Genomic DNA, 26,368 nt, shown 5'->3' with positions numbered 1-26,368 from the left:
AATATCGCTTAACCTCTAAAGCCTCCATTAAAGAGGGTCAACTAATATGAGAAAATTTTACTATGAGCATTACAAACGCCCAAAAAAAGCAATATCGCCTAATTGGTCACGCACTTAACCCAGTGGTCATGATAGCAGGCAACGGTTTAACAGAAACCGTTTTAACAGAAATTGACCGCGCACTTGAAGACCACGAACTTATTAAAGTACGCATCAGCATCATGGATCGTGAAGTCCGTAGTGCGCTAATTGCAGAAATCAGCAAAATAATGAAATGCGAAACAGTTCAAACCATTGGCAAAGTTGCACTATTTCACCGCGCAGCGTTAGAGGCAAATCCAAAACTGTCTAACCTGCTACGCTAAAACCGAAAACTGAGATAGTCTTTTTGTACAAAAAACTGACTATCTCTAAACTCTTCAAAGTAACGGCCGATACCTTTGACAGTTAACAAAGGAGTCGTACTAATGCTATTTATAGAGGCACTCAATAGAGCCAGCACTCAGTCGAATGAGAAAAAGTTGATTTCTAGAGTCAAATATCGCCCTACAATCAGCAACAAAGACTCTGTTGATCTAAGCTCTGCAGCGAATCAAGTAAAGGAAATACACTTAGATAGCCAAGCTAAAACACAACTCACCGCCTCAATAAGCGTTTTTGCCAACCTTATTGAGCACATGTTACGACATATGATAAACGCCAACCTGCACTTACACTCTCCCGAAGAACTCAATCTAGACTTAAAAAGTTGGCAATTATTCTTACAAGTCCCTCCTATAAACGCTGAAAAGGACAAAAAAGTAGTTGGCTACATAACACCTGAGGTACACCAACGCCCACCAGCAAAACAACTGATATTTCATATTCCTGTGAAACCTTCCTATGGAATTCCAGTTGAAATGACACTACTTGTGTCGCCTCACAACGGATCGCCAGAAACCCCTGACGTCTTTCGCACTTTTCCAAAAGAAAGCTGGTTACCTGTTTTACGCACACCTTATCCGCCAGAATTCCTTAGCCAACAAATAACCCACCATCACATTATGCTTGACCAAGATGGCGAGCTAGATCAACTGTCACCACTTTACGCCCACATAAATCAAAGCCGAATAATTAATGAAACAAATCTTCCCCCTCAAATTTTCGGACTAAGAATATGGAAAGCGAAAAACAACGCTTTAACACCGATCGTTTTGGGAGACAAACAAATCGGCTTACTGTTTGTCGGTCATCACAAACCGTTAGAGGGGAACATTATTAGCGAAGAAGAAAGAGCCAAACACGCGAGCAACCTCTACACCAAGGCCTAAGTCGAAATTCACGCAATAAAAAACCCTTCGCTCTATTCGCACGAAGGGCCTATTTATCATCAGTCAATTGGTAACAAGAGTACGAAAACTAGATGCTGAAGCTCGCACCACAACCACAAGTAGACGTGGCATTGGGATTCTGCACAACAAACCGCGAGCCTTCTAAGTTTTCTTTGTAGTCTACTTCTGACCCAACGAGGTATTGAAAACTCAAGGGGTCAACGACCAAAGTCACTCCGTCACGCACCACTTCGGTATCGTCTTCTTGATGCTCTTCATCAAAGGTAAAACCATACTGAAAACCAGAGCAACCGCCCCCTGTTACGTAAACACGTAACATGAGTCGATCATTTTCTTCTTCTTTAATCAAAGATTGCAACTTCGCCGCTGCCGATTCTGTAAACTCGATAGGGTCAACCGATTCAACCATACTCATTCTGACACCACTAAAACTGTTCTAATGAATGAATTATCCTCTTAACCTAGTAATTTAGTCAAGTATTGATCAATGCTCACGCGTCGAACGGAAACGAACCTGAGGCCATTTTTCTTCTGCCATCATTAAATTCACCCGCGTTGGCGCTAGATACGTTAAATGCCCACCACCATCAATGGCTAAATTGTCTCGGCACTTATTTTTAAACTCGTCAAATTTCTTAGGATCGTCACATTCAACCCAACGAGCGGTATTAACATTTACCGCCTCGTAAATACATTCCACTTTGTATTCGTCTTTCAAGCGGTAGGCTACCACTTCGTATTGCAACTGACCAACCGCACCAACAATTAAATCATTGTTTCGCTGAGGCATGAATAACTGCGTCGAGCCTTCTTCAGAAAGTTGCTGCAACCCTTTCTGCAATGCTTTCATCTTCATTGGATCTTTTAAGCGAACACGACGAAAAAGCTCTGGCGCAAAGTGAGGAATACCCGTGAATTTCAAATCCTCGCCTTCAGTAAAAGTATCGCCTATCTGGATCGTGCCATGGTTATGTAAACCAATAATATCGCCTGAAAAAGCCTCTTCAACACCTTCACGATCACCTGCTGTAAAAGAAACGGCATCAGTGACCTTGATGTCCTTACCAATACGGCAATGTCGCATTTTCATGCCACGGTCATACGTTCCTGAACACACCCTCATGAAGGCAATGCGATCACGATGTTTCGGGTCCATATTGGCTTGTATTTTAAAAATAAACCCAGAAAACTTCTCTTCTACTGCTGGCACGGTACGACCGTTTGTTTCACGGTCAATGGGAGATGGCGCCCACTCAACAAAGCCATCCAACATTTCACGAACGCCGAAGTTAGACAGTGCGGTACCAAAAAACACAGGGGTCAATTTACCCGCTAAATACGCTTCAAGATTGAATTCGTGGCTAGCGCCACGCACCAACTCAATTTCATCTACATACGCATCCCAATCATCACCCAGCAATTCTTTGGCAGCATCAGATTGTAAGCCTTCAATACGAATGTCATCCATCAAGGTATGACCTCGACCACGCACAAAGACGTGAATCGTATCAGTATAAAGGTTGTATACCCCTTTAAAGAAATGGCTCATACCAATAGGCCAGGTGATTGGCGCCGCCACAATTTTCAAGACAGCCTCCACTTCATCCAACAAATCAATTGGATCACGAATATCGCGGTCCATTTTGTTAATAAAAGTCAAAATTGGCGTATCTCGTAAACGACACACATCCATCAACTTAACAGTACGATCCTCTACCCCTTTCGCGCCATCAATGATCATCAATACAGAGTCAACGGCGGTGAGAGTACGATACGTATCTTCCGAGAAATCTTCGTGCCCCGGTGTGTCCAGCAAATTAACCGTGCGGTCTTTATAAGGGAACTGCATCACTGACGATGTAATGGATATACCACGCTGCTTCTCCATCGCCATCCAGTCAGATGTAGCGTGTTTGTCGCCTTTACGACCCTTTACAGACCCTGCCGTTTGAATAAGTTGCCCAAGCAATAAAAGCTTTTCAGTGATGGTTGTTTTACCCGCGTCAGGATGCGATATGATCGCGAAAGTTCTTCGTTTACTTACTTCGTTAAGAAAGTTCTGGTCTGCCATTAAAAAATTCTTTTAGGTTATGCGCGGTTTTTACATTCTCTATAAAAAGCCGACTTAACGTCGCCTTTATCGAAAACCCCGTCATGTTAATCGTAGTTGTATACGGCTATTTTGGCTGATATGGCGCTTTTAAACAATCAATGGCTGAGTAATAAATGCCTATTTAGACTTATAACATCACCCCTTCTCTACATTCTGAGTGGATCTGCTCACCAGATTCATACGTCACGTACATCAATAAAGCGCCAACAGCACCAATACGTCGAACCACACCATGAAGATAGGAATGTTTTTTATATGCAAATAATTTGCATTAGCATTACCAATACTAATAAAATACTCCTTCGGTTTGAGTCTGTACCACACACTCAAAGAGAGTATTAAGCCCCCATATTTTGGTCTGAAAAATGATAGAGTCTAAAGAACTGCAATTTAGTGTCGGTGATCGCTCACTACTAGCAGGCTTTTCAATGACGTTTGAACCAGGGAAAATTTACGCCCTCGTTGGTCACAATGGTTCAGGTAAGTCCACGCTATTAAAACTACTAGCCCAGCAACAAAAACCAACCAGTGGTAATGTTTTTCTAGAAAATCAACCGATCGGCTCTTGGTCCAATAAAAAGTTTGCACAACAAGTGGCTTATCTCCCCCAACAAACACCATCGACCGATAGCCTATCAGGGAAAGATCTTGTCAGCTTCGGGCGCTATCCTTGGCATGGTTTACTTGGCCGTTTAAACGGCAACGACAAAAAACACATTGATGAAGCCATGGCCTTAACCGATACAACAGCCTACGCGGATAGACTGGTTGATACCTTATCTGGTGGTGAACGCCAGCGCTTGTGGTTGGCAATGCTAATTGCCCAAAACACTCAGTACTTACTCCTTGATGAACCTCTTTCTGCACTTGACGTAGCACACCAAATAGACATGCTAAATCTAATCAAAAAGCTCTGTAGAGAGCTCAATCTTGGCGTCATAATCGTCATTCACGACATAAACATGGCTGCGCGCTTTTGTGATCACATCGTCGCACTTCATAGCGGAAAAATGATTATTTCAGATTCGGTTGAAAAAATATTCACAACAAAACAACTGCGAAATATTTATGGTATTGACATGCACATCACTCGACATCCTGCTGGCTACCCCGTAGCTATGCCCTACTGATGGAAAAAAATGTCATGGCGTCTAAACCTCTACATTTTTTCATTGTCTTTTTTGCCTTCTGCGCATCAAATATCTTAAATGCGGCGCAAATCGAGCCCCTTAGAGTCATATCAATCGACTGGACCCAAACAGAAACCCTTATCGCGCTTGGCATAACGCCCATCGCGATGGCACAACAGTCAGGCTACAACTCATGGGTTCGAGAACCCGCTATTCCAAACTCAACAGAAGACATAGGATTACGCTCGCAACCTAATTTAGAAAGACTTGCTGAACTCAAACCAGATAAGATTTTTATCTCTCCTTTATTTGGCTCACTTACGCCTAAATTGTCTCGCATAGCACCGGTTACAGAATTCACCCTTTATAAAAAAGACAACATCACTTGGGAAGGGCTTAAAGGTTTCACCCGCCGACTTGGAGAAGAGACAAACAAACAAAAAGAAGCTAACGCGCTAATTTACTCTGCCGAACAAACTCTAATGGGGTTAGCCGACAAAACACCAAAAGACACACCGCCCCTATTAATGATCCAATTTATGGACAGCCGTCACGTCAGAATCTTTGGTACAAACAGCATGTATAAAATTGCAGCCAATAAAATCGGTTTGAAAAGTGCTTGGCAAGCAGAGACAAATCCATGGGGGTTTTCGCTGATAGGGATAGACCAGCTGATGGACATCAAAGGGCAAATCATCATTATTAAACCTCTGCCGGCTGGCGTAGAAAGAAGTTTACAGCGCGATCAATTCTGGCAATATTTGGTTAAAAATACCGGCCAACCAGCATTGACAGTCGAGCCGACATGGAGCTTTGGCGCCATACCATCCACCCTACGCTTCGCAGAACAACTCACAAAAGCACTGAACAATAAGGAGAAGCAATAATGCGAATTTTCCCTATTGGCTTTATCATCATATTAACGACCAGTGTCGTACTGCTCATGGGCTGGCAATTATCATTAAATGATACCTTCACGCTTAACCTGACGAGTTTATTACAACCTAACTGGCTCTCAAATAATTCAATAAAACTCCATTTAACTTGGTGGCCTCGCGTTTTTACTACGTTAATTTGTGGCGCAGCGTTAGCGGTTGCTGGCGTTTTGATGCAGCAGGTATTAAGAAATCCATTAGCGTCACCAACCACTCTTGGGGTAGCAAGCGGCGCCAGCTTTAGCTTGATGATGGCAACACTGTATGCGCCATGGCTGATTGAATTGTCGTACAGCTTCGTCGCCATGGCTGGCGGTTTAATTGCCATGGGGATTGTGTTCGCGCTCTCTTGGCGTCGCGCGCTTTCTCCAACCATTGTGGTCATTTCTGGATTAATTCTTAATCTCTACTTTGGCGCGTTTAGTACCGTTCTGCTTATTATGAACCAAGAAAAATTGGCAGGGTTAATGATATGGGGCGCAGGCTCATTGGTTCAAACTGGCTGGGGAAATGTCGCCTACCTAACCCCTAGAATTATCGCCCTCATTATCGTGGCTTTCCTCTTCGTGAAACCATTAACCTTATTACAGCTGTCTGAATCTGGCGCAAAAAGTCTTGGAGTCTCACTGACAAAGCTACGAATCATTTGTCTAGGGGTCGCGGTTTTGTTGACCTCTTTGGTGGTGGCTACCGTGGGTATAATAGGATTCATTGGCCTTGCTGCACCGGCTATAACGCGTTTAATAGGTGTTCATAGATTACTGCCAAAATTTCTAGCGTCTATATTTATTGGCGCATTGCTACTGACCCTAACCGATTTAGTGATACAGCAACTCCCAGACCTCATGTCCATCATGGTTCCGACTGGAGCGGCCACTGCTGCACTCGGCGCACCGCTGATGTTATGGCTACTCCCGAAACTGGCCATGCGCAGCCAAACTCACACCGAGACCGTTTTGACTCGCCATAGCGAGCAAGGCCGACACCTCAGCAAGTACACCATTTGGATTGCACTTGGTTCTGTTTTTATTGGATTGTTTATTTTTTCATGCCTGTCTATTGGAAATCAAGGCTGGAGTTGGATATTCACCACGGGAAACTGGTCCGTATTGGAGTGGCGATTACCTCGTCTGATTGCTGCTATTTTAGCCGGAGCCATGCTAGCAACGGCCGGTACGATCATACAGCGACTCAGTGGCAACCCAATGGCCAGCCCTGAAGTCATAGGTATCAGTTCTGGCACAGCGTTAGGGGTTATTGTGACACTGTTTTCTGGCCTGAGTTCGAGCCTAGCAGGCATGTACGTTGGCGGTTTTATTGGCGCGCTGTCTTCCGTTAGCCTGATCATATTACTCAACCGAAAAACTGGTTTTCAACCAGAGAAAGTACTCTTAACCGGCGTTGCAATAACGGCGTTAATGGGTGCGATTCAAACGATTGTGTTGGCCGGTGGAGATCCTAGAAGCTATCAGTTACTTGCTTGGTTAGCGGGCACCACCTATTACGTGACCAACAGCACGCTGATACCACTTGCTATTGCCACAGCCATATCACTTTCTATTGCCTTTACCTGTCATCGTTGGTTGGATATTTTACCGTTAGGGGAAACCAGCGCTCGCTCTTTAGGCGTGAACGTCTCTCGTTCAAGAATGCTGCTCTTGTTTCTAGTATCAGGATTAACCGTCAGTGCAACGTTAGTCGTTGGACCACTGAGTTTTATCGGTCTAATGGCACCGCATCTCGCGCGTTTATTAGGATTTAGTCGAGCAAAAGAACATCTCATTGCGTCCATCCTAGTGGGAAGTACGTTAATGCTTTTCTCCGATTGGCTTGGACGACAACTACTGTACCCCGAAGACATTCCAACCGGCATGGTCGCTTCCATTATCGGTGGTTTATATTTGATGTGGGGGCTCAGAAAGCTCTAACCTTTTAATCCCACCTCTTTTAGCGCTTTCAAACGTGGATTTCGAAACGCGCTAAAAGGAACGGAATACTCAATCAAACCTCTTCCGTACGCCTTACATCCTCCATCAATTAAAGCTTGTGATGGGACATTTTTGTCCTCACTATAGGCAGAAACGCAATAAAAATCAGGCCTCATAGTTGGCATAGAAATTTCATTGTGGAATCTAATTATAAAAATAACAGGACTAACACAAATGGGGATTCCCACGTTTTTTTGGCTTCGCAATATTGGTATTGGCGGTAGATTATTTTTGGCTTTCGTGCTTATTTCATCCATTACTATTGTGGCCAGCGGATTGGCAACGAACACCTACCTACAACTAAGTGACCGTCTTCTTTTACTAAAGCTCCAAGACATCCCAGGTCTAGATGCAGCCGCTCGACTCAACGACAAAAGTCGGCTTATTGTGGCCACCGCCCCCCTTCTCGTCACCAGTGATGCCTCCATATCCAGAGAAAACACTATGAACGCGCTGAGCTCTGCCATCAGTGAGATGGATGCACTGATGCGAAATTTGCCCGACTATAATCGTTACTTTCTTGAACTCATTACACAAATCAAAAACAGCCTCACGTTATTAAATCAAAGCGTAGAGCGACGAGAAGTCATCAGACTCGAACTCGCAAAACAGTCTTCATTCGTCTTCCCGCTATTTGAGGGCTTGATTGGCCAAGTGGATCAACTAGATCGCACGCCTGAATTAGAACAAGTCATGCGTCGCCTCTATTATTTTTCAGGCTTAATCGAAAAAGTCAGCAACGACGCTTCTTTCAATGAACTGGATTACACCTTTTTACGCCTAGAAAGGTTGGGAGATGAAATAACTCAGTACTTGAACACGTTGCCTCAAGTTCCTCAAGAATTGCACCAATCATTACTCAATTTGATCATGATGAGCTCACGCCAAGGCGCTCTATTTCAACTAAAAAATGAAGAACTAGACCTGCTGTATCAGCAGAGCTTTCTGCTAGAAAATAGTCAACAACACATTCAGCAGTTAGCGGCGCAGATTAACCAATATACCAACTACACCAACACCAGCATTCGTGGCTCATTAGAAGGCGCGATCAAGTCCATCAACAGCAGCATTCGTAATATTCTACTGCTGTCTCTGATTAGCTTAAGTGTCGCCTGCGCCATTTCTTGGTTTTACGTGCGCCGCAATGTGCTACAACGAATCATTGAGTTACAACAAAACATGCGAGCCATTGCTAGCTCTCAATTAGACACACAAATACGCATTGTTGGCCACGATGAAGTCTCCAGTATGGCCAGAGACCTCCAGTATTTTCAGCAAACCGCCAGAGAAGTGGAGCGAACCAACCAAATACTCGCGGCTGAAATAGAGGAAAGAGTCGCTGCAGAAGCACAATTAAAAGCGGCGCAAAACGAATTAGTACAAGCGGGAAAACTCGCTGCTTTAGGGCAACTTGGTGTTGGCATTACTCACGAAATAAACCAGCCCCTGACAGCCATTGCCAGCCACTTGCACACTGCCGGGCGTCATATGGAACAAGGCCAAATAGACAAAGCTCAAAATAGCTTAGATAAAATTCGGCAATTATTAACAAAAATCACTCGTATCACCAAGCACCTTAAAGCGTTTGCACGCGTTGCCGGCACTGAACTCACACCAGTTTGTTTAGAAATGGTCATTCAAGATGCTATCGAGTTGATGTCTAATCAAATTCAAGAACAACACTGTACGCTCAGCTATCAACCTACCGACTCAAAAATCTTCGTTCTTGCCGAACCCATTCGCTTAGAACAAGTCATGGTAAACCTCATCAGTAACGCCGTGGATGCCTTATCCAGTTCACCATTAAAGCAGCTTTCAATACTCGTCTATGAACACGATGACAAGATCATGATAGATGTGAAAGACACTGGCATAGGAATAGAAGAAGACAATTTAGATCAGATATTCGACCCCTTTTTTACACAAAAAGAAGTCGGTCAAGGACTCGGCCTAGGCCTATCCATTAGCTACAACATCGTTCAGGACTTTGGTGGCCAAATTCGAGTCACATCAACACCAGAAGACGGCAGCCGCTTCACCTTAGAATTAAAAAAGGCAGAAAAATAAATGCTCCATACAATAAAAATAATTATCATCGATGACGATCAAACCATTATTGAAGCCTTGACCGAAATGCTAGAAATTGAAGGCTTTCAAGTCGAAAGCCATTTAAGAGCAGACAAAGCCATTGCTTCGCTAAACAAGCAGAGTTCCGCTGTGGTTTTAAGCGATGTGCGAATGCCAAAAATGGATGGATTAAGTCTATTGGCTCGCCTTCAAGAATTGGATAATGAACTGCCTGTTTTACTGATGAGCGGCCATGGCGACATCCCCATGGCAATAGAAGCCATGAAAGAAGGTGCATACGATTTTCTAGAAAAACCCCTGCAGCCCGCTCAGCTTATCAACCAACTGCAACGTGCAGCAGAAAAAAGACACTTGGTATTAGAAAACCGTAAACTCAAAGAAAACATTGCTGCACAAACAGGCCTAGAAGCACTGATCATTGGCGAATCGTCTGCCATCAAAAATATTCGCCAACATATATCATCACTAGCCCAAACGAATGTCGACACCATTATTTACGGGGAAACCGGTTGTGGTAAAGATGTGGTTGCACGCGCTTTGCATCAATTTAGCCTTCGCAACAAAGGACGATTTATCGCCATAAACTGTGGCGGTATCAGTGAAAGCCTGATTGAAAGCGAGCTTTTTGGCCACGAAATGGGTTCTTTTACTGGGGCTAACAAGCGGCATATTGGAAAAATAGAAGCGGCAAATGGCGGTACTCTATTTTTAGACGAAATCGAAACCATGCCACTTCCGGTGCAAATAAAGCTATTGCGTGTTTTACAAGAACGCACCATTGAGCGTGTTGGCAGTACAACGCCGATTGCAGTCGAACTTACCGTCATTGCGGCCAGTAAGGACAATCTTGCCCTATTAGGCGAACAAGGCAAATTCCGTAAAGATTTATTCTATCGACTAAACGTCGCGAGCCTGACAATTTCACCACTCAGGGATCGCCCTGAGGATATTCTACCGCTCTTTCATCATTATGCCTGCAAAGCCTCAGAGCATTTTTCCAAACCGTTACCAACCATGACCCCCGCTTATTTGGATCATTTAATGCAGCATCCATGGCCAGGCAATGTGCGAGAGCTAAAAAATGCCGCAGATCGATTTGTACTGGGCATCAGCGAAACCTCCCTTGCCTCCATTAAGCGCGAAGACGACATGAATGGCAGCTATGAAGATCGTATGGAGCAATTTGAACGACATATACTCGGAGAAGGGCTCAGGGCCACCAATGGGCAACTAAACGAAGCGGCAGAATTATTGGATATGTCACGTAAGACACTGTATCGAAAAATGAAAAAGCACCAACTAGACAAACAACAATTTAAATCTCACGAAACCATAGGACAGGAATGACCCATCTACCCCTTAAGGATGAGACTTTACCGTCCCAAACCACTGTAGGAAAAACCTAAAATACAACTAAGCCTATGTTTTTAAAGATCTTTTTATTATTGGCATCGCCTTTGCTCTAGATGAGTCAATCCTTCATTAATGCAGGATTGACTCATCCCCGACTACGGAACCTCCCGACCGGTGATAACAATAAAAAATACATCACGAGGAAAACAATAATGCCTATTAAATTACTGACTGGTTTAGTGCTCTCAAGCTCACTGCTTTTAGGAGCCAGTACCGCCCTAGCTGATAATTGCAGTTATCGAGGCGTCTTAGACGATAAGTTCTGTGATGAAAACTACGACCTAGTCGCCGACTTACCAAAAGACTCAAGCCAATGGCGCGATCCAAGCACACTCGTCTTTACATACACTCCTGTAGAAGATCCGGCCGTCTATAAAGACGCATTCAGCGACTTCCAAAAATACCTAAGTGAAATGACGGGTAAAAAAGTAGTTTACTACACAGTTCATTCTAACGCCGCAGAGGTAGAGGCATTGCGTTCTGGTCGCCTACACATTGCTGGTTTCTCAACAGGACCAACAGGCTACGCGGTTAATCTAGGTGGCTTAGTACCGATTGCAGTAAAAGGCACTGAAGAATCCTTTCAGGGTTACAACCTAATCACTATCGTCCGTAACGATAGTAGCATCCAAAAAATGACAGATCTAAAAGGCAAGGTGGTTGCTCATACTTCCGCGTCTTCAAACTCAGGCAACTTAGCACCTCGCGCGATTTTCCCTGCTTTAGGTTTAACACCAGATAAAGACTACGAAGTAAAGTACTCAGGCAAACATGACCAATCCGTTATGGGTGTACTGTCCGGTGACTACGATGCAGCACCTGTTGCTTCAGACGTTTTCAAACGTATGGTCGATGCTCAACGAGTGAGTAAAGATGATTTCCGTATCATTTATACCAGCCCTCGCTTTCCAACCTCCTCTTTTGGCTACGCTCATGACCTCAACCCAGAGTTAGTCGAAAAAATAAAAAAGGCCTTTTTTACTTTCCGCTTCCCAGCTGAAATGCAAAAAACCTTTGGTGGTGCTGACCGTTTCTTCCCGATCACCTACAAGGAAGAATGGCAAGTCATCCGTGATATTGCACACGCATCAGGAACGGCTTACACAAAAGCAGGACTTAAGCAGCTAGCCGAAGCAGACGCTGCCAAAGCCGCCGCAAAGCGAGAAAAAGCCGCTAAGGCCGCAGCAAGCAAAAGCCAATAATCTGTTCTTTTTCTAAATCACACTCATTTAAATAAATACTAACCAGCAACCTGAATAATCAGGTTGCTCGGGCCTCTTTGTCTGTAGGAAAACACCATGTCTGTCACTCATAACACAGCTGAGCGTTCAAATTTTCTTGAAATTCGAAACTTAAAAAAAGAATACACTGCGGGTAATCCCATTTTAAAAGGGATAAGTATTAACATTACCGAACCCGGCATCATCGCTATCATCGGGCCTTCTGGAACCGGTAAAAGTACCTTACTCCGCTGCATCAACCGCTTAATCGACCCAACAGACGGGCAAATATTGTTTGACGGTGCTGACCTCTGCTTAGCTAAAGGCTCTCAACTGCGTAAACTTCGTCGTCAAGTAGGGATGGTTTTTCAGGAATACAATCTTGTTGAACGCTTAACGGTCATTGAAAACGTCCTAACAGGTCGTCTTGGTTATATGTCTGCCTGGAGCGCTTGGCGCAGAAAGTTCAGCCAAGAAGACATCAACACGGCATTTGAATTACTAGACGCCGTTGGCTTAACAGAACACGCAAAGAAACGCGCAGACAGCTTGTCTGGTGGTCAACGTCAACGTGTTGGTATTGCGAGAGCCGTTATGCAAAACCCACGGGTTTTGTTAGCCGACGAGCCAACGTCCTCTCTTGACCCAAAAACAGCGGTCGAAATTATGGAACTGCTAGAGCGTTTCTCTGAAGAAAAAAACATTCCAGCGCTGGTCAATATTCATGACGTAAAACTAGCAAGTCGTTTTGCCAAACGCATGATTGGTATGAGTGATGGGGTTGTTGTGTACGACGGTCCTCCAGAAAACATTACCGATGAGCACCTAAAACAAATTTATGGAGGTGAATCATGGCTGGTATAAATTCAACTCAAAACAGAGAGAACCCATTCAAACACAACTGGTTTGTCAGCGCGATTTGGCTGCTTGTCGTTTTCTATGTCGCTTATACATTCAACGCAATGGATCTAAGCTGGGGACGTATTTACGAAGGGTTTGGACACGCCAGTAATCTATTGGATCGTATGATACCGCCTAACTTTAGTCGCTGGTCATTGTTGTTAAGTGGCTTAATAGAAAGTCTTGAAATTGCCGTTATTTCTAGCATCTGTGGCATTTTTATCTCCCTATTTTTAGGGTTATTCGCCGCTCGTAATATGATGCCTAGCTGGGTCAGTACGCCAGTTCGAACACTGATCGCTCTTTGCCGTACTTTTCACCCGGTAATCATTGCCATCTTATTTGTTAAGAGTGTCGGGTTTGGTGCTTTAGCCGGGATTCTAACCTTGATTGTTGCTTCCATTGGTTTTATTGCCAAGCTTTTTGCCGAAGCGATTGAAGAAATTTCATTGAAGCAAGTCGAAGCCATTCGCGCCACGGGCGCAGGCTTTACCAGCATCATCTTATTCTCGGTTATGCCACAGGTGTTTGCTCGTTTTATTGGTTTCTCGACCTACCAACTTGACTCGAATCTACGTAACTCCACCATGGTGGGAATTGTTGGTGCAGGCGGCCTAGGTGGCACACTTTTCTCTGCCTTTCAGCGTTTTGATTACGACTTTGTCGCGGCGATTCTAATCGTCATTATTGCTCTGATCATGTTTGGTGAATTTCTCTCCAACATCGTTCGTCGCATTTTTCGCTAGTTTGACCTAGGAGCCTACTTTATGAATACGATAGATCATCACTGGCAGCGTTTTACCTTAAAACAAAAATTATCTCGCTATGCCGTTTACTTAGTTCTTGTTATGGCCTTTGTTCAATCCATACAATCTGTAGAAGTCATCCCTGAGTTTTTGTTGGATGCGCCAGAGCAAATGGGCGACATGTTTTCTCGTATGTGGCCGATTGATTTTGCTTATTATCCAGTAGCGGTCCATGACGCTATGGTTGAAACATTGAACATCGCTACGCTGGGCACGCTAATCACATTGATCTTTGCCATTCCTTTGGCCCTGATGAACGCCAGCAATATTGTAAATTCAGTATGGTGCCATTGGATTTCTCGCTTCTTTCTCGTGTCTTCTCGTTCTGTAAACTCTTTAGTTTGGGCGCTGCTTTTTGTGTCTATCTTTGGCCCTGGCATTATTGCTGGCGTCTTGGCGATTGCCTTTCGCTCGATTGGTTTTGTCGGCAAGCTGCTTGGTGAAGCCATTGAAGAAGTGAATATGGGGTCGATCGAAGCTTTGAAAGCCACCGGAGCCTCTTGGATGTCTATCTTAATAAAAGGCTACTGGCCTCAAGTCTTGCCGGCTTTCTTCAGTATCGTATTGTTTCGTTGGGACATTAATGTCCGAGAGTCTGCGGTATTGGGCTTGGTCGGCGCAGGCGGCATTGGCGTGGTGCTGGATGACTCGATGAATTTATTCCAGTGGGATCGAGTCGCTATGTCATTGTTGGCAATTTTCATCATCGTTATTTTAGCTGAAATTGTGGTGGTAAATATTCGCAAACGCTTAATCTAATCGAGTGAGAAAACCTTAATCGTTAAAACTAAAAAGGAGCCGATATGGCTCCTTTTTTATTAGGCTTAAATTAAACCGCTAACGCGTTTCAAATTACGCTACGTCTTCCTTCGTCGACAAACTCTCAGGTCGTTTAGGGAAGGTGCGTCGTACTATTACAAAGAATAACGGTACGAAGAAAACCGCCAATATGGTTGCTGTCAATGTTCCACCCACAATACCAGAACCGATAGAGACACGGCTGTTTGCACCGGCGCCAGACGATAAAGCGAGTGGCAAGGTTCCCACAATGAAAGCCATAGACGTCATAATAATAGGACGAAGTCGCAAACGAGCCGCTTGAGCGGCTGCATCCCATACATTGGCACCCTTACGATAAGCAGCCTCCGCAAACTCGACAATTAAAATCGCGTTTTTAGAAGACAAACCTATGGTTGTCAGTAAGGCTACTTGGAAGTACACATCGTTTTCTAGACCACGAATATGTGCTGCGGCTGCAGCGCCAATCACACCCAGAGGGATAACTAAGATAACCGATAAAGGCACCGTCCAACTTTCGTACAATGCAGCAAGACATAAAAACACGACCAAAATTGAAATCGCATACAATGTTTGCGTTTGACCATTGGATAAGCGCTCTTGGTAAGACAAACCACTCCAAGACCCCATCACACCACCAGACATAGAATCAGAAACACGCTGTAGCTCGTCCATGGCCGCACCAGAACTCACACCTGCTGCACCAGAACCTTGGATTTCATAAGACGCCAAACCGTTAAAACGACTCAAGCTTTTGGGCCCGTAAGTCCATTCGCTTTTAGCAAAAGCAGAAAACGGCGTCATAGTATTGTCATTGCCGCGAACATACCAATGCTGCAAATCTTCAGGAGAAGAACGATATTCCGCCTCACCTTGCATATATACCGTTTTAACTCGGCCACGATCAATGAAGTCATTAACGTATCTACCCGCCCAAGCACTGCTTAAGGTCGCACTGATATCAGACATTGAAAGACCTAATGCGGAGGCTTTTTCTTGGTCAATATCGATATGTAACTGCGGCGCTTCAGAATCAGAACCTAGACGAACCCCCGTCAAAAGTTTGCTTGCATTCGCATTTTGTAACAATGCATCTCGCATGGTGAGCAAAGTTGCACGGTCGGTGTTTCCTGACGCTTGCAGCTGGAAAGTAAAGCCACTACTTTGGCCCAAACCCTGGATAGAAGGCGGTATTAAAGAGAATATTCTTGCATCACGCAATCCCGCAAAGGCACCGTATGAACGACCAACGATGGCGCTCGCACTGTTGGCAGGACCAACACGCTCACTCCAATCTTTTAGAGCGATGAACGCCATACCGGCATTCTGACCGCTGCCCATAAAGTTGAAACCAGAAATAGTAAAGATAGCCTCTACGTTGCTCTTCTCTTTCTCTAGGAAATAGTCTTCAACTTGACGCATTACTTTGTCAGTACGAGACATGCCAGCACCTTCAGGTAAAGACACCATGACCATGACTCGGCCCTGATCTTCTGTTGGTAAGAAACCTGATGGTAACGTCATCATCAAGCCGCTCAAACCTGCCACAATGATGCCGTAACCAAGCATCCAACGCACTGGCTGCTTAATAATTTTACTCACACCACCAAAATATTTGTCTGTAGCACGATCAAAGTTACGGTTAAACCAAGCGCCTAAACCTTTCTTGCTGGTTTCGTGGTCCGCTTTCAATAACGTGGCACAAAGTGCTGGCGTCAATGTCAGTGCGACAATGACAGACAAGGTCATAGACGCGACAATAGTGATCGAAAATTGACGATAAATAACCCCAGTAGAACCACTAAAGAAAGCCATCGGTAAAAACACCGCCGACAACACAACAGCAATACCAATTAGAGCACTGGTGATTTCTTTCATCGATTTGATCGTTGCTTCTTTCGGAGACAACTTTTCTTCTTTCATTACCCGCTCGACGTTTTCCACCACCACGATGGCATCATCCACCAACAAACCGATGGATAACACAATACCAAACATGGTTAAGGTATTAATCGAAAAACCAAACAGTTCCAAAACGCCGAAAGTGCCTAACAGCACGACAGGAACCGCAATCGCAGGAATTAACGTTGCACGCCAGTTCTGCAGAAAGATGAACATAACAATGATAACCAAGATAATGGCTTCAACCAGCGTTTTAACCACTTCTTCGATCGATATTTTAATGAAGCTCGTATTATCAACAGGGAAAGACAGTTTGTAACCCTCTGGCAAACTGCCAGATATATTGTTCAATACGTCTTTAACCGCTTCAGACGTCGATAATGCGTTCGCACCCGGCGCCAACATAACCGCCATACCTGAGGCAGGATGGCCATTCAAACGCGGAATATAGCCATACGACTCACTGCCTAACTCAACTTTCGCCACATCACTTAAACGAACGGTTGCGCCACTGTCGTCATACGCCAGAATAATATCTCTAAACTGTTCCGCCGTTTGCAATTTAGATTGCGCCGTCACAGTGACATTTAATTCCTGACCCTGCTCTACAGGATAAGCACCTAAGCTCCCCGCAGCTACCTGAGTGTTTTGCGCTGTAATCGCGGACGACACATCAGAAGGCATTAATTTGTAAGACGCTAATTTTAAAGGGTCTAGCCATACACGCATGGCATATTGAGCACCGAAAACTTGAAGACTGCCCACACCGTTCACACGGGAAACAGAATCTTGAACACTCGATACTAAAAAGTCTGAAATGTCATTCGCCGAGTCTTTATCTGTTTCATCGTAAATCGCAGCAACCATTAAAAAGTCAGAGTTTGATTTTTTAACCGTGACACCATTTTGCTGTACTGATGTTGGTAGGTTTGCCGTCACTTGCTGAATTTTATTCTGTATTTGAACCTGAGCAATATCCGCATCCGTACCTTGTTCAAACGTCACATTAATGCTGGAACGACCACTAGAGCTACTTGATGATGAAAAGTACAGCAGACCATCTAGACCTGTAAGTTGCTGCTCTAATATTTGTGTAACACTGTTTTCAACGGTTTCAGCCGAAGCCCCTGAATAGGTAGCAGAAATGTTAACGGTTGGAGGCGCTACATTAGGATACTGTGCAATTGGCAAGGTCGTGATCGATGCAAGACCTGCCAGCATGATTGCGATGGAAATAACCCACGCAAAAACGGGTCGATTTATAAAGAATTGAGCTAACATAAATTAATTCCCTTGAGCCGAAGTACCACCGGCATTGGCGGCAACAATAGCGCCGGTTTTACTGTCTCGTTTCATATCAACAGTAGACACTTCACTTCCTGCTCTCACTTTCAATGAGCCTTCAACAATGACTTTCTCGCCTTCACTAATACCCGCAAGAACCAACCATTGATTTTCAATAGTACGCTCAACGGTCAAAATACGACTTTCAACAACGTTATCTTTATTAACAACCAAAGCAATAGGATTGCCTTTCACGTCTCGAGAAACGCCTTGCTGTGGCACTAAAAGCGCCGCATTATGAGTGAGTTCATGGATCAAGCCACGCACAAACATACCCGGCAATAAAAGGTTCTCTGGGTTTGGAAATTCTGCTCGTAGGGTGACACTGCCTGTCGATTCATCAACACTCACTTCACGCGCTTTTAACGTTCCTTCGTATTGGTATTTGGAACCGTCTTCTAGTACTAAAGACACTTTATTTGAGCCTTTCTCAACACCATCTTGGGATAAAAAATTTCGTTGTTTCAGTTGATCCAAACTGGTTTGCGCTAAATCTACAAAGATAGGGTCCAAAGATCGAACTGTTGTCATCACTGTGGCTTGGCTGCCGGTTACCAATGCACCAACCGTCACCTGAGAAATACCAATTCGGCCATCAATAGGCGCTTTAATTTTGGTATAGCTTAAATTTATTTTGGCATTTTCTAACGCTGCTTCTGATCCTTTTTGTTTGGCTCTTGCTTCCAAGAAAGCGACATGAGCATCATCAAGATCCTGCTGTGACACGTTATTTTGTTTACGTAATTCGGTATAACGTGCATTTTTTAATTCCGCAGACTTAAGACTTGCGTTCGTAGACTCTAAATCCGCTTGCGCTTGCTTATAAGAAGAAACGTAGGTGGAATCATCCAATTCATAAAGTAACTCTCCAGTCTTAACGTCCTGCCCTTCTTCAAAAAAACGTTTCTTTACTATCCCGCCAACTTGAGGACGAATTTCTGCCACCAAACTAGAAGTTGTACGTCCAGGTAGCTCAGTCATTAGGTCTGTTTTTTGAGACTGGATCGTAACAATTCCTACCTGAACTTTAGGAGCTGCTGCCGCGCCAGCAGACTTAGGAGCGTCCTCCTGACAGCCAGCCAGTAATAGAACAAGTAACAAACTTGAAACGTATTTAAATTTAGACAACATTGAGGAGACTTCCTTTCGAAACATTGAGAATGATCATTCACAAGTACTATAATATAAGCATTCCGCCTAATATATGACAAAACGTGCAAATAAATGAGAACTATTAAGTTACCTCTTGATAACGACCTGAGAAAGCAAAGCATTATTGATGCCACAGTGCAACATGCGCTCACTAAAGGCTTTCATAAAGCCAGTATGAACGAAATTGCAAAGTCAGCAGAGCTCAGTGTCGGCCAAATATATCGTTACTTCGCCCACAAAGATGACATCATTTGTGCGTTGGTCGAACAGTTTACGCAACGAAAATTGCAATTCATGGCCTCTTTTTTCGATAAAAAGGATTGGCTTGATCGCCATTTTACTGAAAGTAATTTAGACAATAACCACATGAGAATCATGCATGCAGAAATAAAAGCAGAAGCGGCGCGAAACCCTGTAATATCAAAAATTTATACAGAGTCTCATAAACGCCTAAAAGAAGGAGCCATAACCATCATGAAACAGCTCTATCCCACTATGGATAAAAATGAGGCCATGGCTCGTATTGAAATGCTGATAACATTAAAAGAAGGACTGCTGGTTCGCTGGGACTTTCAACCAAGACCCTTCAGCAAAGAAATGCGTCAAATGTACAACCAAATACTCGATACTATTTTGCCTGATTAGCGCTATCGTCCTAATTACAACCATTAAGCCGTCTTAAAAATCATTTTTATTTGCGACCAGCGGCTCACCAACATAGCCACAAAAATCAAACAACAACCAAAGACTTGTCCGCCCCCCATAGATTCGCTAAACCAGAAAACGGCAAAAATAGCCGTCCAGACAGGTTCCAGATTCATAATAACGGCCGCATGACTCACCTGCGTTAAGCTCATGCCATACGTCTGCAACAGAAAACGGAGACTCGTCGCAATGAGAGTACTGGCTAAGAACCAACCCGCGACGCCAATACTAATACTGTGAGGCAGTGTTTCTGTTATTAGAGAAAGGCTGAATAACAACACGCCAGCCACACTAAGCTGAATCGCCGTTAATACCAACACATGCATGCGCATCGAAGACCGCGATAATAAGTTCAACTGAAAAGCCGAACCGACAGCCGCACCAAAAAAGTACACATGTGCGAACTCAAAGTTCAGGCCATTGTTAAGAGCAAGAAAACCAAGCCCCACAATAGCAAAAGGCAATGCCACCCAAATACTCATAGGTGGCCGCTCTTTAAACATAAACCTCGCAACAAGAGGGACCAGCACCACCCCCAGACTCACAATAAATGCTCCGACTCCCAAGCTAGTGCCTTGGTCTAATCCAGTCACCCAGCACATCATGGTGATGCCCATTACCACACCAACGATGCTAGCCTGTTTTATGCCTTTCCAGTCTAAGCCTCGAAAATATTTTTGTCCGGCCAAAAACAACACAAAACCGGCAATCATAAAACGCACACCCATAAAAAAGAGCGGCGGCAAACCAGCCAGTGCTTCTTTAGAAAATATCCAACCAAATCCTGCCAGAATAGTCACAAGCACTAAAATAAGTTCGGCTTTTACATGCACTCCCTGTTTCAAACAACTTCCTTTTGTATAAGACAAAATAAAAAGACAAAATAAAAAAGGCCCACTCACCTAAATAATACAATCTAGGGCCGCAGGCCTTTCCAAACATCGGGTTAAACGCTTTTAAAGGCTATTTCGCGCCTTTAGGCCAACCAATAAAAATGGAAATTAACGCGGCAACCGCCAATATCCAACTGTATTGCACATACCCAATCAGGTCTAGCGGAGACACGCTAGCCAACGAAGACGCCAAGAGTATCTGCGCACCATAGGGCAATATGCCTTGTACGACACAGGAGAAAATATCCAATAAACTCGCACTGCGTTTAGGGTCAACATTGTATCGCTGGGCAATGTTTTTAGCGACAGAGCCATTAATCAAAATAGACACGGTATTGTTTGCCGTACATAAATTCGTTAACGCGACAGCTGCACTAATACTTAATTCACCTGCTCGTGTCGATCCCGCTTTAGCACCCAGTGCACGACTGATACGTTCAATAGCACCCACCAGCCAATCCAAACCGCCTTGGGATTTCATTAACGCGGCCAGTCCACCAATCAACAAAGAAAGGATCAATATTTCCTGCATGCCAGTGTAGCCGGAATAAATATCGGCAGACCAAGACGCAACGGAGTAATCGGCTTGCATCGTCAAACCAATCATACCCGCCAATACAATACCACTGAACAACACCAACATCACATTCACGCCAGCCACAGCTAAGCCTAGTACAGCAACATAAGGCAATATTAGAATTAGATCGTAGTCTTGAATATCGGCAATAGTTGCCTCACCACTCTGAAAGTACAACCAAATCAAGGTCACCACAGCGGCAGGCAAAGCAATTTTAAAATTCATGCGGAATTTATCACGCATGTCACAGCCTTGGGTGCGCGTCGCGGCAATCGTGGTATCCGAAATAATCGACAAGTTATCGCCGAACATAGCGCCACCGATCACCGTACCAACCGTCAGCAATAGCGACAGATCGGCGGCTTCTGCAACGCCAATGGCGATAGGAGCAATCGCGGCAATCGTGCCCATTGATGTCCCCATCGACGTTGCCACAAAAGCCGTAATCACAAACAATCCAGGCAATAACAGCGAAGGCGGAACCACACTTAAACCAAAGCTTACGGTTGCATCCACACCACCCACACTTTTAGCCACGCTAGCAAATGCGCCTGCCAGCAAATAAATTAAAATCATGGTGATGATCGTATTGTCACCAACGCCTTTAATGAAGGTTTCAATGCGTTGATCAAAGTGCCCTTTACCTAATAAAATCGCCAAGGCAATCGCAGGTAAAATAGCCACTGGGGCGGATATTTGATAGAAGGCAAAGTCCACACCTTGGGACTGATACCAAAGTCCACTGCCCACAAAAAGAACAAGAAAAAGTAACAACGGCAACAGTGCCAGAGGAGATTTAGAAGTCATGTGTCTGAGGTTTCCAGAGTAAGTTTAGCCCCGCAACTTATGATCTTGGGGAAGAAGGGCGCAGATGATAGTAAAAACAAATGCGTGAGACCAATAATAAATAGCGATGTGTATGGTACAAAACGTTATAACAAAAATTACCACAACATAACTTTTTTATACTTAATCGCTATAATGAAAAAATTTCACAACAGAAAGATAGCCCAGTCTAACTAGACTATCTTTCGAACATAAAAATCACTATTTTTTCAGTTTGTAAGCAACCACATAATCACCAATGGTTGTGCCAATGGAACCATGACCACCTGCGACTTGAACCACCATTTGCTCACCCTTACTATTCAAATAAGTCATAGGCGTTGCTTGGCCTCCTGCGGGTAAACGCCCTTTCCATAACTCTTTACCATTAGAGAGATCATAAGCGCGTAAATAATCATCAACCGTTGCCGCCATAAAGACGACACCACCATTCGTAATAATTGGCCCACCAATGCCCGGCACTCCCATTTCGATTGGCAGTTTAAATGGCGTCATATCTTCAATCGTACCGTTCTTATGCTTCCAAGCCGTTTTTCCTGTTTTAAGATCAACCCCTGCGACATAACCCCAAGGTGGTTGCTGACAAGGAATACCCAATGGTGAAAGGAAGGGTTTCAACTCAACCGCATACTCAGCACCTTCATTGGAATTGACACCCTGTTCGCCTTTATTAGCGCCACTTAAATCTAAGCCTTCCTTTGGTACTAAAGTAGATGTAAAAGCAAGGTACAAGGGCATACCAAATAATTGCTGACGTTTAGGATCAACGGCGATACTGCCCCAGTTAAAAACACCAAAGTTTCCAGGGTAAACGATAGAGCCTTGTTCTGACGGTGGCGTATAACGGCCTTCATAACGTAGCTGTTTAAATTCAATCCGACACATCAATTGATCCAATGGTGTCGCACCCCACATATCCGCTTCTGTTAATTTAGCCGGTTTAAAAGACAATCCAGAGGTGGGTTGAGTCTGCGCCGTATAATCACCGGGAATCGCACCTTGTGGAACCGGTTCTTCGGTTATCGGGAAAATTGGCTTCCCTGTGGCTCTGTTTAAAACATAAATATCACCCTGCTTCGTAGGAACAACCAAAGCAGGTTGCTTGCCTGTTGGTGTGTCTAAGTCCAGTAAAGAAGGCTGAGCTGGCGTGTCCATATCCCATAAGTCGTGATGAACAAACTGCTGAACCCAAGTAACCTGACCCGTTTCAAGACTCAACGCAACCACAGACGTAGCGTATTTTTCTTCCGCAGGACTACGATACATGCCGAGCTGATCTGGCGTGCGATTCCCCATTGGGAAATACGCCAAGCCAAGCTTTTCATCAGCACTGGCAACCGACCAACTATTTGGCGAGCTTGTCGCATAAGTTTCGTCTGGACCTATCGGTGTTGTATCTTCTGGATAACCAGAATCCCAGTTCCATTTCAACTCACCTGTTTTCACATCATAAGCTCGAATCACGCCAGACGGTGAGTTCACATCATAATTGTCATTCACAGAACCCGCGACAATTACTACCCCACCAGCCACTAATGGCGGCGATGTTGAATAATAATAACCAGACTGCTTAAACGGCATGTTGTGCATCAGATCCAACTCGCCATTTTTGGCAAAGTTAGCGCATTTCGCACCCGTTGTCGGATCGATCGCAATAAGACGAGCATCGGACGTTGGTAAGAACAATTGAGCATCGCACTGCATTGCGCTCAGGTTTTCAGCCGGCGCTGATGTTTTTTGAATCGGAGGAAGTTGATCCCCATTCGACGGTGGCAAATAGGATACACCTCGACAGGTCTGATGCTGACGCTGGCTTTCTGCTGGCACTTTCGCATCGTAAACCCATTGTTCTTCGCCTGTGTCGGCGTTTAGTGCCACGACCCAGTTATGAGGGGTACAGACATAGAGCGCATTACCCAATTTGAGTGGCGTTGCTTCATAGGTGGTTTCACCCACATCTTTTGGGCCTTTTTTATCGCCCGTTTGATACTGCCAAGCCAACTGAAGCTGATCGACGTTATCCGGTGTAATTTGATCCAAAGGTGAGAAACGCTGCCCTAAATTGCTGCGCCCGTAGGCGTTCCAGTCACCTTCATCAACGTCGCCCAGATCCGCATTGGACGTAGTAACAGAACGTGTTAGTTGACCTTCCACCGTTGTTGGCGGTGTCATCATTAAAGGAGAGATAGTGACCATGGCTGTTGCCAACCAAACAGGAAATAAAACCCGCCAACCACGACGGCGTTTGATAAAAACAAGCAAGAGCAGAGGGATCGCCAGTATTAAGAAAAGCCCCATTCGTGTCGCTAAAGGCCACCAACTAAAACCGGACTCACCAATCGACCAAATTAACGTACCCACTAAAAGGACGGCATAAATCAGATTGGCGAATGTATTTCGTTCCCGAAGTAAAAAAGACACAGCGATAAGTGCCGCACCTGCAATAAAATAATAAAGACTACCGTCCAATGAAAACAGCCAACCACCGCCAAGCAGTAAAGCCACACCGATGACAAAAAACAGTACAGACAGAATGATCATATGACACTATCCTTATCTCATTTGATTCTTTAATAGACATAAAAAGGCGCCTCAATGAACAGACGCCGTGCTGGCTGACCACGATAAATGATTAGAGCTCAAAGGAAAAGTATAGACTAAAAAACAGCCAAATAGACTTATTTTTTGCATATTTTAAACAGCGACTTTCCCATCAAATACATCATGGCAAAGATGAAATGTCTTTGGTTGCATCATAACCATAAACAGCATCCAGCTTAGACTGAATAACACGAGGTACAAAACGGGACACCGTTTGCAATGCCTTCAATTTCATTTTGCCGAATGCGCCACCGTGCATATGATACAACCCAGCATTAGCCTTAGACATTTGCTGGATTTTCGTCGTACGTGGCTTTCGAACCTGCTCGTATTTTATTAAAGCGTCTCCTATCGAGTAACGAGACAAACACTGAGCCAAGACATACGCATCTTCGATTGCCATTGCCGCTCCTTGCGCCATAAACGGCAACATAGGATGACAAGCATCGCCCAACAGAACGACACGGTCTTCATGCCAAGTCGACAATTCTCTACGACCATTTAATGCCCACAAAAAAGTACTGCTCGCTGACGCCAATAAATCGCTCACTTCGGGGTGCCAGCCCGCAAAGGCCCGCTTCAACTCTTCGACATCACCTTCTTCACGCCAAGACTCCGACTGCCAATCGCTGCGCTCTTCCACCGCGACAAAATTGACATAATCACCACCGCGCAAATAGTAGCTAACAAAGTGACGACCAGGACCGACCCAAACACAGGCATCCGGCTGAATAGTAGTACGTAATTCACTGACTGGAATAACACCTCGCCACGCGACTTGCCCCATAAAAGTGGGACGCTCAGGTCCCAGCATTTGTTCTCTAATTTTAGAACGAATACCGTCCGCACCTATCAATAAATCGGCAGAAAGTATGCGCCTATCCTTTAAAAATAAATTTACTTGGTTTAATTCAGTATTTTTAGCGTAATGAGTCACTGTCGCATTTAACAAAAGCTCAACGCCCGCTTCTAAACAAGCTTGTGCCAACACACTGTGTAAATCAGCTCGATGCAAATGCCAATAAGGCGCACTGTAGCGTGAGGACGCGTGTTCTCCTAAAGGGACTTTAAGGTAATAATCACCTGTTTTAAAATCGCGAATAGTAGCGTGCTGAGGAACGAAGACAAACGGACGCAATTTGGCCTCTAAACCCAGCTTACGTAGCACTTTCATAGCATTGGGGCTAATTTGTAAACCGGCTCCGGCCTCACCTAAACTCGAGGCTTGCTCACACACAATAACCTTAATTCCTTGCTTGGCCAAAGCCAACGCAGAACTCAATCCGCCAATACCAGCACCCGCAATTAAAACACGACTTATCTGCCTCACTAATCCTTCCTCTTTTTAACGGTTTTTCATAAAAATATACAAGCGACATAGTCGCAAATTAAAACGCTATCAAAATCAGCCTATATCGCCTGTAAACCAGTAAAAATAGGGTTCTACTTTATCAAATACTATTGTGAGACCCTTGCTTTATTCACATATTAGTGCGAAAACACTATACATAGATCACTTAATCAGCACACCGATATGGTCAGATCTGAACCTTATAACGCAAAGAAATCTCCCCAATTTGGGGTAGATGCAAAAAAAGAGCAAGCGAGTGTGTACAGTTTTAAAGT

Annotated in this window: 20 protein-coding genes; 12 read left to right on the top strand and 8 right to left on the bottom strand. The window is 44.4% G+C overall.

Annotation, left to right across the window (positions count from 1 at the left end; all coding sequences use genetic code 11):
• Positions 1-62 precede the first annotated feature (62 nt).
• Positions 63-365: a YhbY family RNA-binding protein gene (locus tag MP3633_RS03360; RefSeq protein WP_112136849.1), complete on the top strand. Its 303-nt coding sequence runs from the start codon at positions 63-65 to the stop codon at positions 363-365.
• A 102-nt stretch (positions 366-467) separates the two neighbouring features.
• Positions 468-1,310: a hypothetical protein gene (locus tag MP3633_RS03355; protein ID WP_176334476.1), complete on the top strand. Its 843-nt coding sequence runs from the start codon at positions 468-470 to the stop codon at positions 1,308-1,310.
• A gap of 88 nt (positions 1,311-1,398) precedes the next feature.
• Here MP3633_RS03355 and erpA read toward each other — a convergent pair whose 3' ends face one another.
• Both erpA and MP3633_RS03345 read right to left on the bottom strand, forming a co-directional pair.
• Positions 1,399-1,746, bottom strand: coding sequence for an iron-sulfur cluster insertion protein ErpA (gene erpA, locus MP3633_RS03350; RefSeq protein WP_217909050.1), 348 nt, complete (start codon positions 1,744-1,746; stop codon positions 1,399-1,401).
• 69 nt (positions 1,747-1,815) lie between these two features.
• On the bottom strand, positions 1,816-3,402 hold the full coding sequence (locus tag MP3633_RS03345) for a peptide chain release factor 3 (protein ID WP_112136845.1): 1,587 nt from the start codon (positions 3,400-3,402) through the stop codon (positions 1,816-1,818).
• Positions 3,403-3,809: 407 nt separating this feature from the next.
• Here MP3633_RS03345 and MP3633_RS03340 point away from each other — a divergent pair, with 407 nt between their 5' ends.
• From MP3633_RS03340 to phnE (MP3633_RS03300), 9 genes are all read left to right on the top strand, one after another.
• Positions 3,810-4,574 carry an ABC transporter ATP-binding protein gene (locus MP3633_RS03340; protein ID WP_112136843.1) on the top strand — a complete coding sequence of 255 codons (765 nt, stop codon included), beginning with the start codon at positions 3,810-3,812 and terminating at the stop codon, positions 4,572-4,574.
• Between the two features lie 14 nt (positions 4,575-4,588).
• The gene (locus MP3633_RS03335; RefSeq protein ID WP_244959805.1) at positions 4,589-5,461 is read left to right on the top strand and encodes an ABC transporter substrate-binding protein; all 873 of its coding nucleotides are present in this window, start codon (positions 4,589-4,591) and stop codon (positions 5,459-5,461) included.
• Positions 5,461-7,437: a Fe(3+)-hydroxamate ABC transporter permease FhuB gene (gene fhuB, locus MP3633_RS03330; protein ID WP_176334474.1), complete on the top strand. Its 1,977-nt coding sequence runs from the start codon at positions 5,461-5,463 to the stop codon at positions 7,435-7,437. The genes MP3633_RS03335 and fhuB overlap by 1 nt, the downstream gene beginning before the upstream one ends.
• 234 nt (positions 7,438-7,671) lie before the next feature.
• Positions 7,672-9,564, top strand: a complete 1,893-nt coding sequence (locus tag MP3633_RS03325) for an ATP-binding protein (RefSeq protein ID WP_176334473.1) — start codon at positions 7,672-7,674, stop codon at positions 9,562-9,564.
• Entirely contained in the window at positions 9,565-10,932 is a 1,368-nt protein-coding gene (locus MP3633_RS03320) for a sigma-54-dependent transcriptional regulator (RefSeq protein ID WP_176334472.1), read from the top strand. It begins immediately after the preceding gene.
• Positions 10,933-11,150: 218 nt separating this feature from the next.
• Entirely contained in the window at positions 11,151-12,200 is a 1,050-nt protein-coding gene (gene phnD, locus MP3633_RS03315) for a phosphate/phosphite/phosphonate ABC transporter substrate-binding protein (protein ID WP_176334471.1), read from the top strand.
• A gap of 96 nt (positions 12,201-12,296) precedes the next feature.
• The gene (gene phnC / locus MP3633_RS03310; protein WP_112136831.1) at positions 12,297-13,082 is read left to right on the top strand and encodes a phosphonate ABC transporter ATP-binding protein; all 786 of its coding nucleotides are present in this window, start codon (positions 12,297-12,299) and stop codon (positions 13,080-13,082) included.
• A complete protein-coding gene (gene phnE / locus MP3633_RS03305; RefSeq protein ID WP_176334470.1) occupies positions 13,070-13,864 on the top strand; it encodes a phosphonate ABC transporter, permease protein PhnE in 795 nt (264 codons plus the stop codon). The genes phnC and phnE (MP3633_RS03305) overlap by 13 nt, the downstream gene beginning before the upstream one ends.
• Before the next feature lie 21 nt (positions 13,865-13,885).
• Complete coding sequence (gene phnE / locus MP3633_RS03300; protein ID WP_112136827.1) at positions 13,886-14,683, top strand: phosphonate ABC transporter, permease protein PhnE; 798 nt, start codon at positions 13,886-13,888, stop codon at positions 14,681-14,683.
• 93 nt (positions 14,684-14,776) lie between these two features.
• On the opposite strand, the gene MP3633_RS03295 is transcribed toward phnE (MP3633_RS03300), so the two are convergent.
• Both MP3633_RS03295 and MP3633_RS03290 read right to left on the bottom strand, forming a co-directional pair.
• Entirely contained in the window at positions 14,777-17,905 is a 3,129-nt protein-coding gene (locus tag MP3633_RS03295) for an efflux RND transporter permease subunit (protein WP_176334469.1), read from the bottom strand.
• Between the two features lie 3 nt (positions 17,906-17,908).
• On the bottom strand, positions 17,909-19,099 hold the full coding sequence (locus tag MP3633_RS03290) for an efflux RND transporter periplasmic adaptor subunit (protein ID WP_112136822.1): 1,191 nt from the start codon (positions 19,097-19,099) through the stop codon (positions 17,909-17,911).
• Between the two features lie 93 nt (positions 19,100-19,192).
• Here MP3633_RS03290 and MP3633_RS03285 point away from each other — a divergent pair, with 93 nt between their 5' ends.
• Positions 19,193-19,765, top strand: a complete 573-nt coding sequence (locus MP3633_RS03285) for a TetR/AcrR family transcriptional regulator (protein WP_176334468.1) — start codon at positions 19,193-19,195, stop codon at positions 19,763-19,765.
• A gap of 23 nt (positions 19,766-19,788) precedes the next feature.
• On the opposite strand, the gene MP3633_RS03280 is transcribed toward MP3633_RS03285, so the two are convergent.
• From MP3633_RS03280 to MP3633_RS03265, 4 genes are all read right to left on the bottom strand, one after another.
• Positions 19,789-20,670 carry a DMT family transporter gene (locus MP3633_RS03280; protein ID WP_112136818.1) on the bottom strand — a complete coding sequence of 294 codons (882 nt, stop codon included), beginning with the start codon at positions 20,668-20,670 and terminating at the stop codon, positions 19,789-19,791.
• 118 nt (positions 20,671-20,788) lie between these two features.
• Positions 20,789-22,102 (bottom strand): Na+/H+ antiporter NhaC family protein, encoded by a 1,314-nt coding sequence (locus tag MP3633_RS03275; RefSeq protein ID WP_176334467.1) that lies wholly within the window; start codon positions 22,100-22,102, stop codon positions 20,789-20,791.
• Between the two features lie 240 nt (positions 22,103-22,342).
• The gene (locus MP3633_RS03270) at positions 22,343-24,682 is read right to left on the bottom strand and encodes a glucose/quinate/shikimate family membrane-bound PQQ-dependent dehydrogenase (RefSeq protein WP_176334466.1); all 2,340 of its coding nucleotides are present in this window, start codon (positions 24,680-24,682) and stop codon (positions 22,343-22,345) included.
• 181 nt (positions 24,683-24,863) lie between these two features.
• The gene (locus MP3633_RS03265; protein ID WP_176334465.1) at positions 24,864-26,072 is read right to left on the bottom strand and encodes an FAD-dependent monooxygenase; all 1,209 of its coding nucleotides are present in this window, start codon (positions 26,070-26,072) and stop codon (positions 24,864-24,866) included.
• Between the last annotated feature and the right edge of the window lie 296 nt (positions 26,073-26,368).

Origin of the sequence: Marinomonas primoryensis (assembly GCF_013372285.1) — a bacterium.
GTDB classification, from domain to species: Bacteria; Pseudomonadota; Gammaproteobacteria; order Pseudomonadales; family Marinomonadaceae; genus Marinomonas; species Marinomonas primoryensis.
Note: the sequence above shows the minus strand (reverse complement) of the source record. Positions and strands in the feature narration are given on the sequence as shown.

What these genes read in the sequence shown, in the direction of transcription:
- MP3633_RS03270 (WP_176334466.1), bottom strand. Translation starts at nt 24,682, where the DNA reads ATGATCATTCTGTCTGTACTGTTTTTTGTCATCGGTGTGGCTTTACTG.
- MP3633_RS03285 (WP_176334468.1), top strand. Translation starts at nt 19,193, where the DNA reads ATGAGAACTATTAAGTTACCTCTTGATAACGACCTGAGAAAGCAAAGC.
- phnE (WP_176334470.1), top strand. Translation starts at nt 13,070, where the DNA reads ATGGCTGGTATAAATTCAACTCAAAACAGAGAGAACCCATTCAAACAC.
- MP3633_RS03320 (WP_176334472.1), top strand. Translation starts at nt 9,565, where the DNA reads ATGCTCCATACAATAAAAATAATTATCATCGATGACGATCAAACCATT.
- MP3633_RS03275 (WP_176334467.1), bottom strand. Translation starts at nt 22,102, where the DNA reads ATGACTTCTAAATCTCCTCTGGCACTGTTGCCGTTGTTACTTTTTCTT.
- phnD (WP_176334471.1), top strand. Translation starts at nt 11,151, where the DNA reads ATGCCTATTAAATTACTGACTGGTTTAGTGCTCTCAAGCTCACTGCTT.
- MP3633_RS03340 (WP_112136843.1), top strand. Translation starts at nt 3,810, where the DNA reads ATGATAGAGTCTAAAGAACTGCAATTTAGTGTCGGTGATCGCTCACTA.
- phnC (WP_112136831.1), top strand. Translation starts at nt 12,297, where the DNA reads ATGTCTGTCACTCATAACACAGCTGAGCGTTCAAATTTTCTTGAAATT.
- MP3633_RS03290 (WP_112136822.1), bottom strand. Translation starts at nt 19,099, where the DNA reads ATGTTGTCTAAATTTAAATACGTTTCAAGTTTGTTACTTGTTCTATTA.
- MP3633_RS03360 (WP_112136849.1), top strand. Translation starts at nt 63, where the DNA reads ATGAGCATTACAAACGCCCAAAAAAAGCAATATCGCCTAATTGGTCAC.
- MP3633_RS03335 (WP_244959805.1), top strand. Translation starts at nt 4,589, where the DNA reads ATGGCGTCTAAACCTCTACATTTTTTCATTGTCTTTTTTGCCTTCTGC.
- MP3633_RS03355 (WP_176334476.1), top strand. Translation starts at nt 468, where the DNA reads ATGCTATTTATAGAGGCACTCAATAGAGCCAGCACTCAGTCGAATGAG.
- phnE (WP_112136827.1), top strand. Translation starts at nt 13,886, where the DNA reads ATGAATACGATAGATCATCACTGGCAGCGTTTTACCTTAAAACAAAAA.
- erpA (WP_217909050.1), bottom strand. Translation starts at nt 1,746, where the DNA reads ATGAGTATGGTTGAATCGGTTGACCCTATCGAGTTTACAGAATCGGCA.
- MP3633_RS03295 (WP_176334469.1), bottom strand. Translation starts at nt 17,905, where the DNA reads ATGTTAGCTCAATTCTTTATAAATCGACCCGTTTTTGCGTGGGTTATT.
- MP3633_RS03345 (WP_112136845.1), bottom strand. Translation starts at nt 3,402, where the DNA reads ATGGCAGACCAGAACTTTCTTAACGAAGTAAGTAAACGAAGAACTTTC.
- MP3633_RS03325 (WP_176334473.1), top strand. Translation starts at nt 7,672, where the DNA reads ATGGGGATTCCCACGTTTTTTTGGCTTCGCAATATTGGTATTGGCGGT.
- fhuB (WP_176334474.1), top strand. Translation starts at nt 5,461, where the DNA reads ATGCGAATTTTCCCTATTGGCTTTATCATCATATTAACGACCAGTGTC.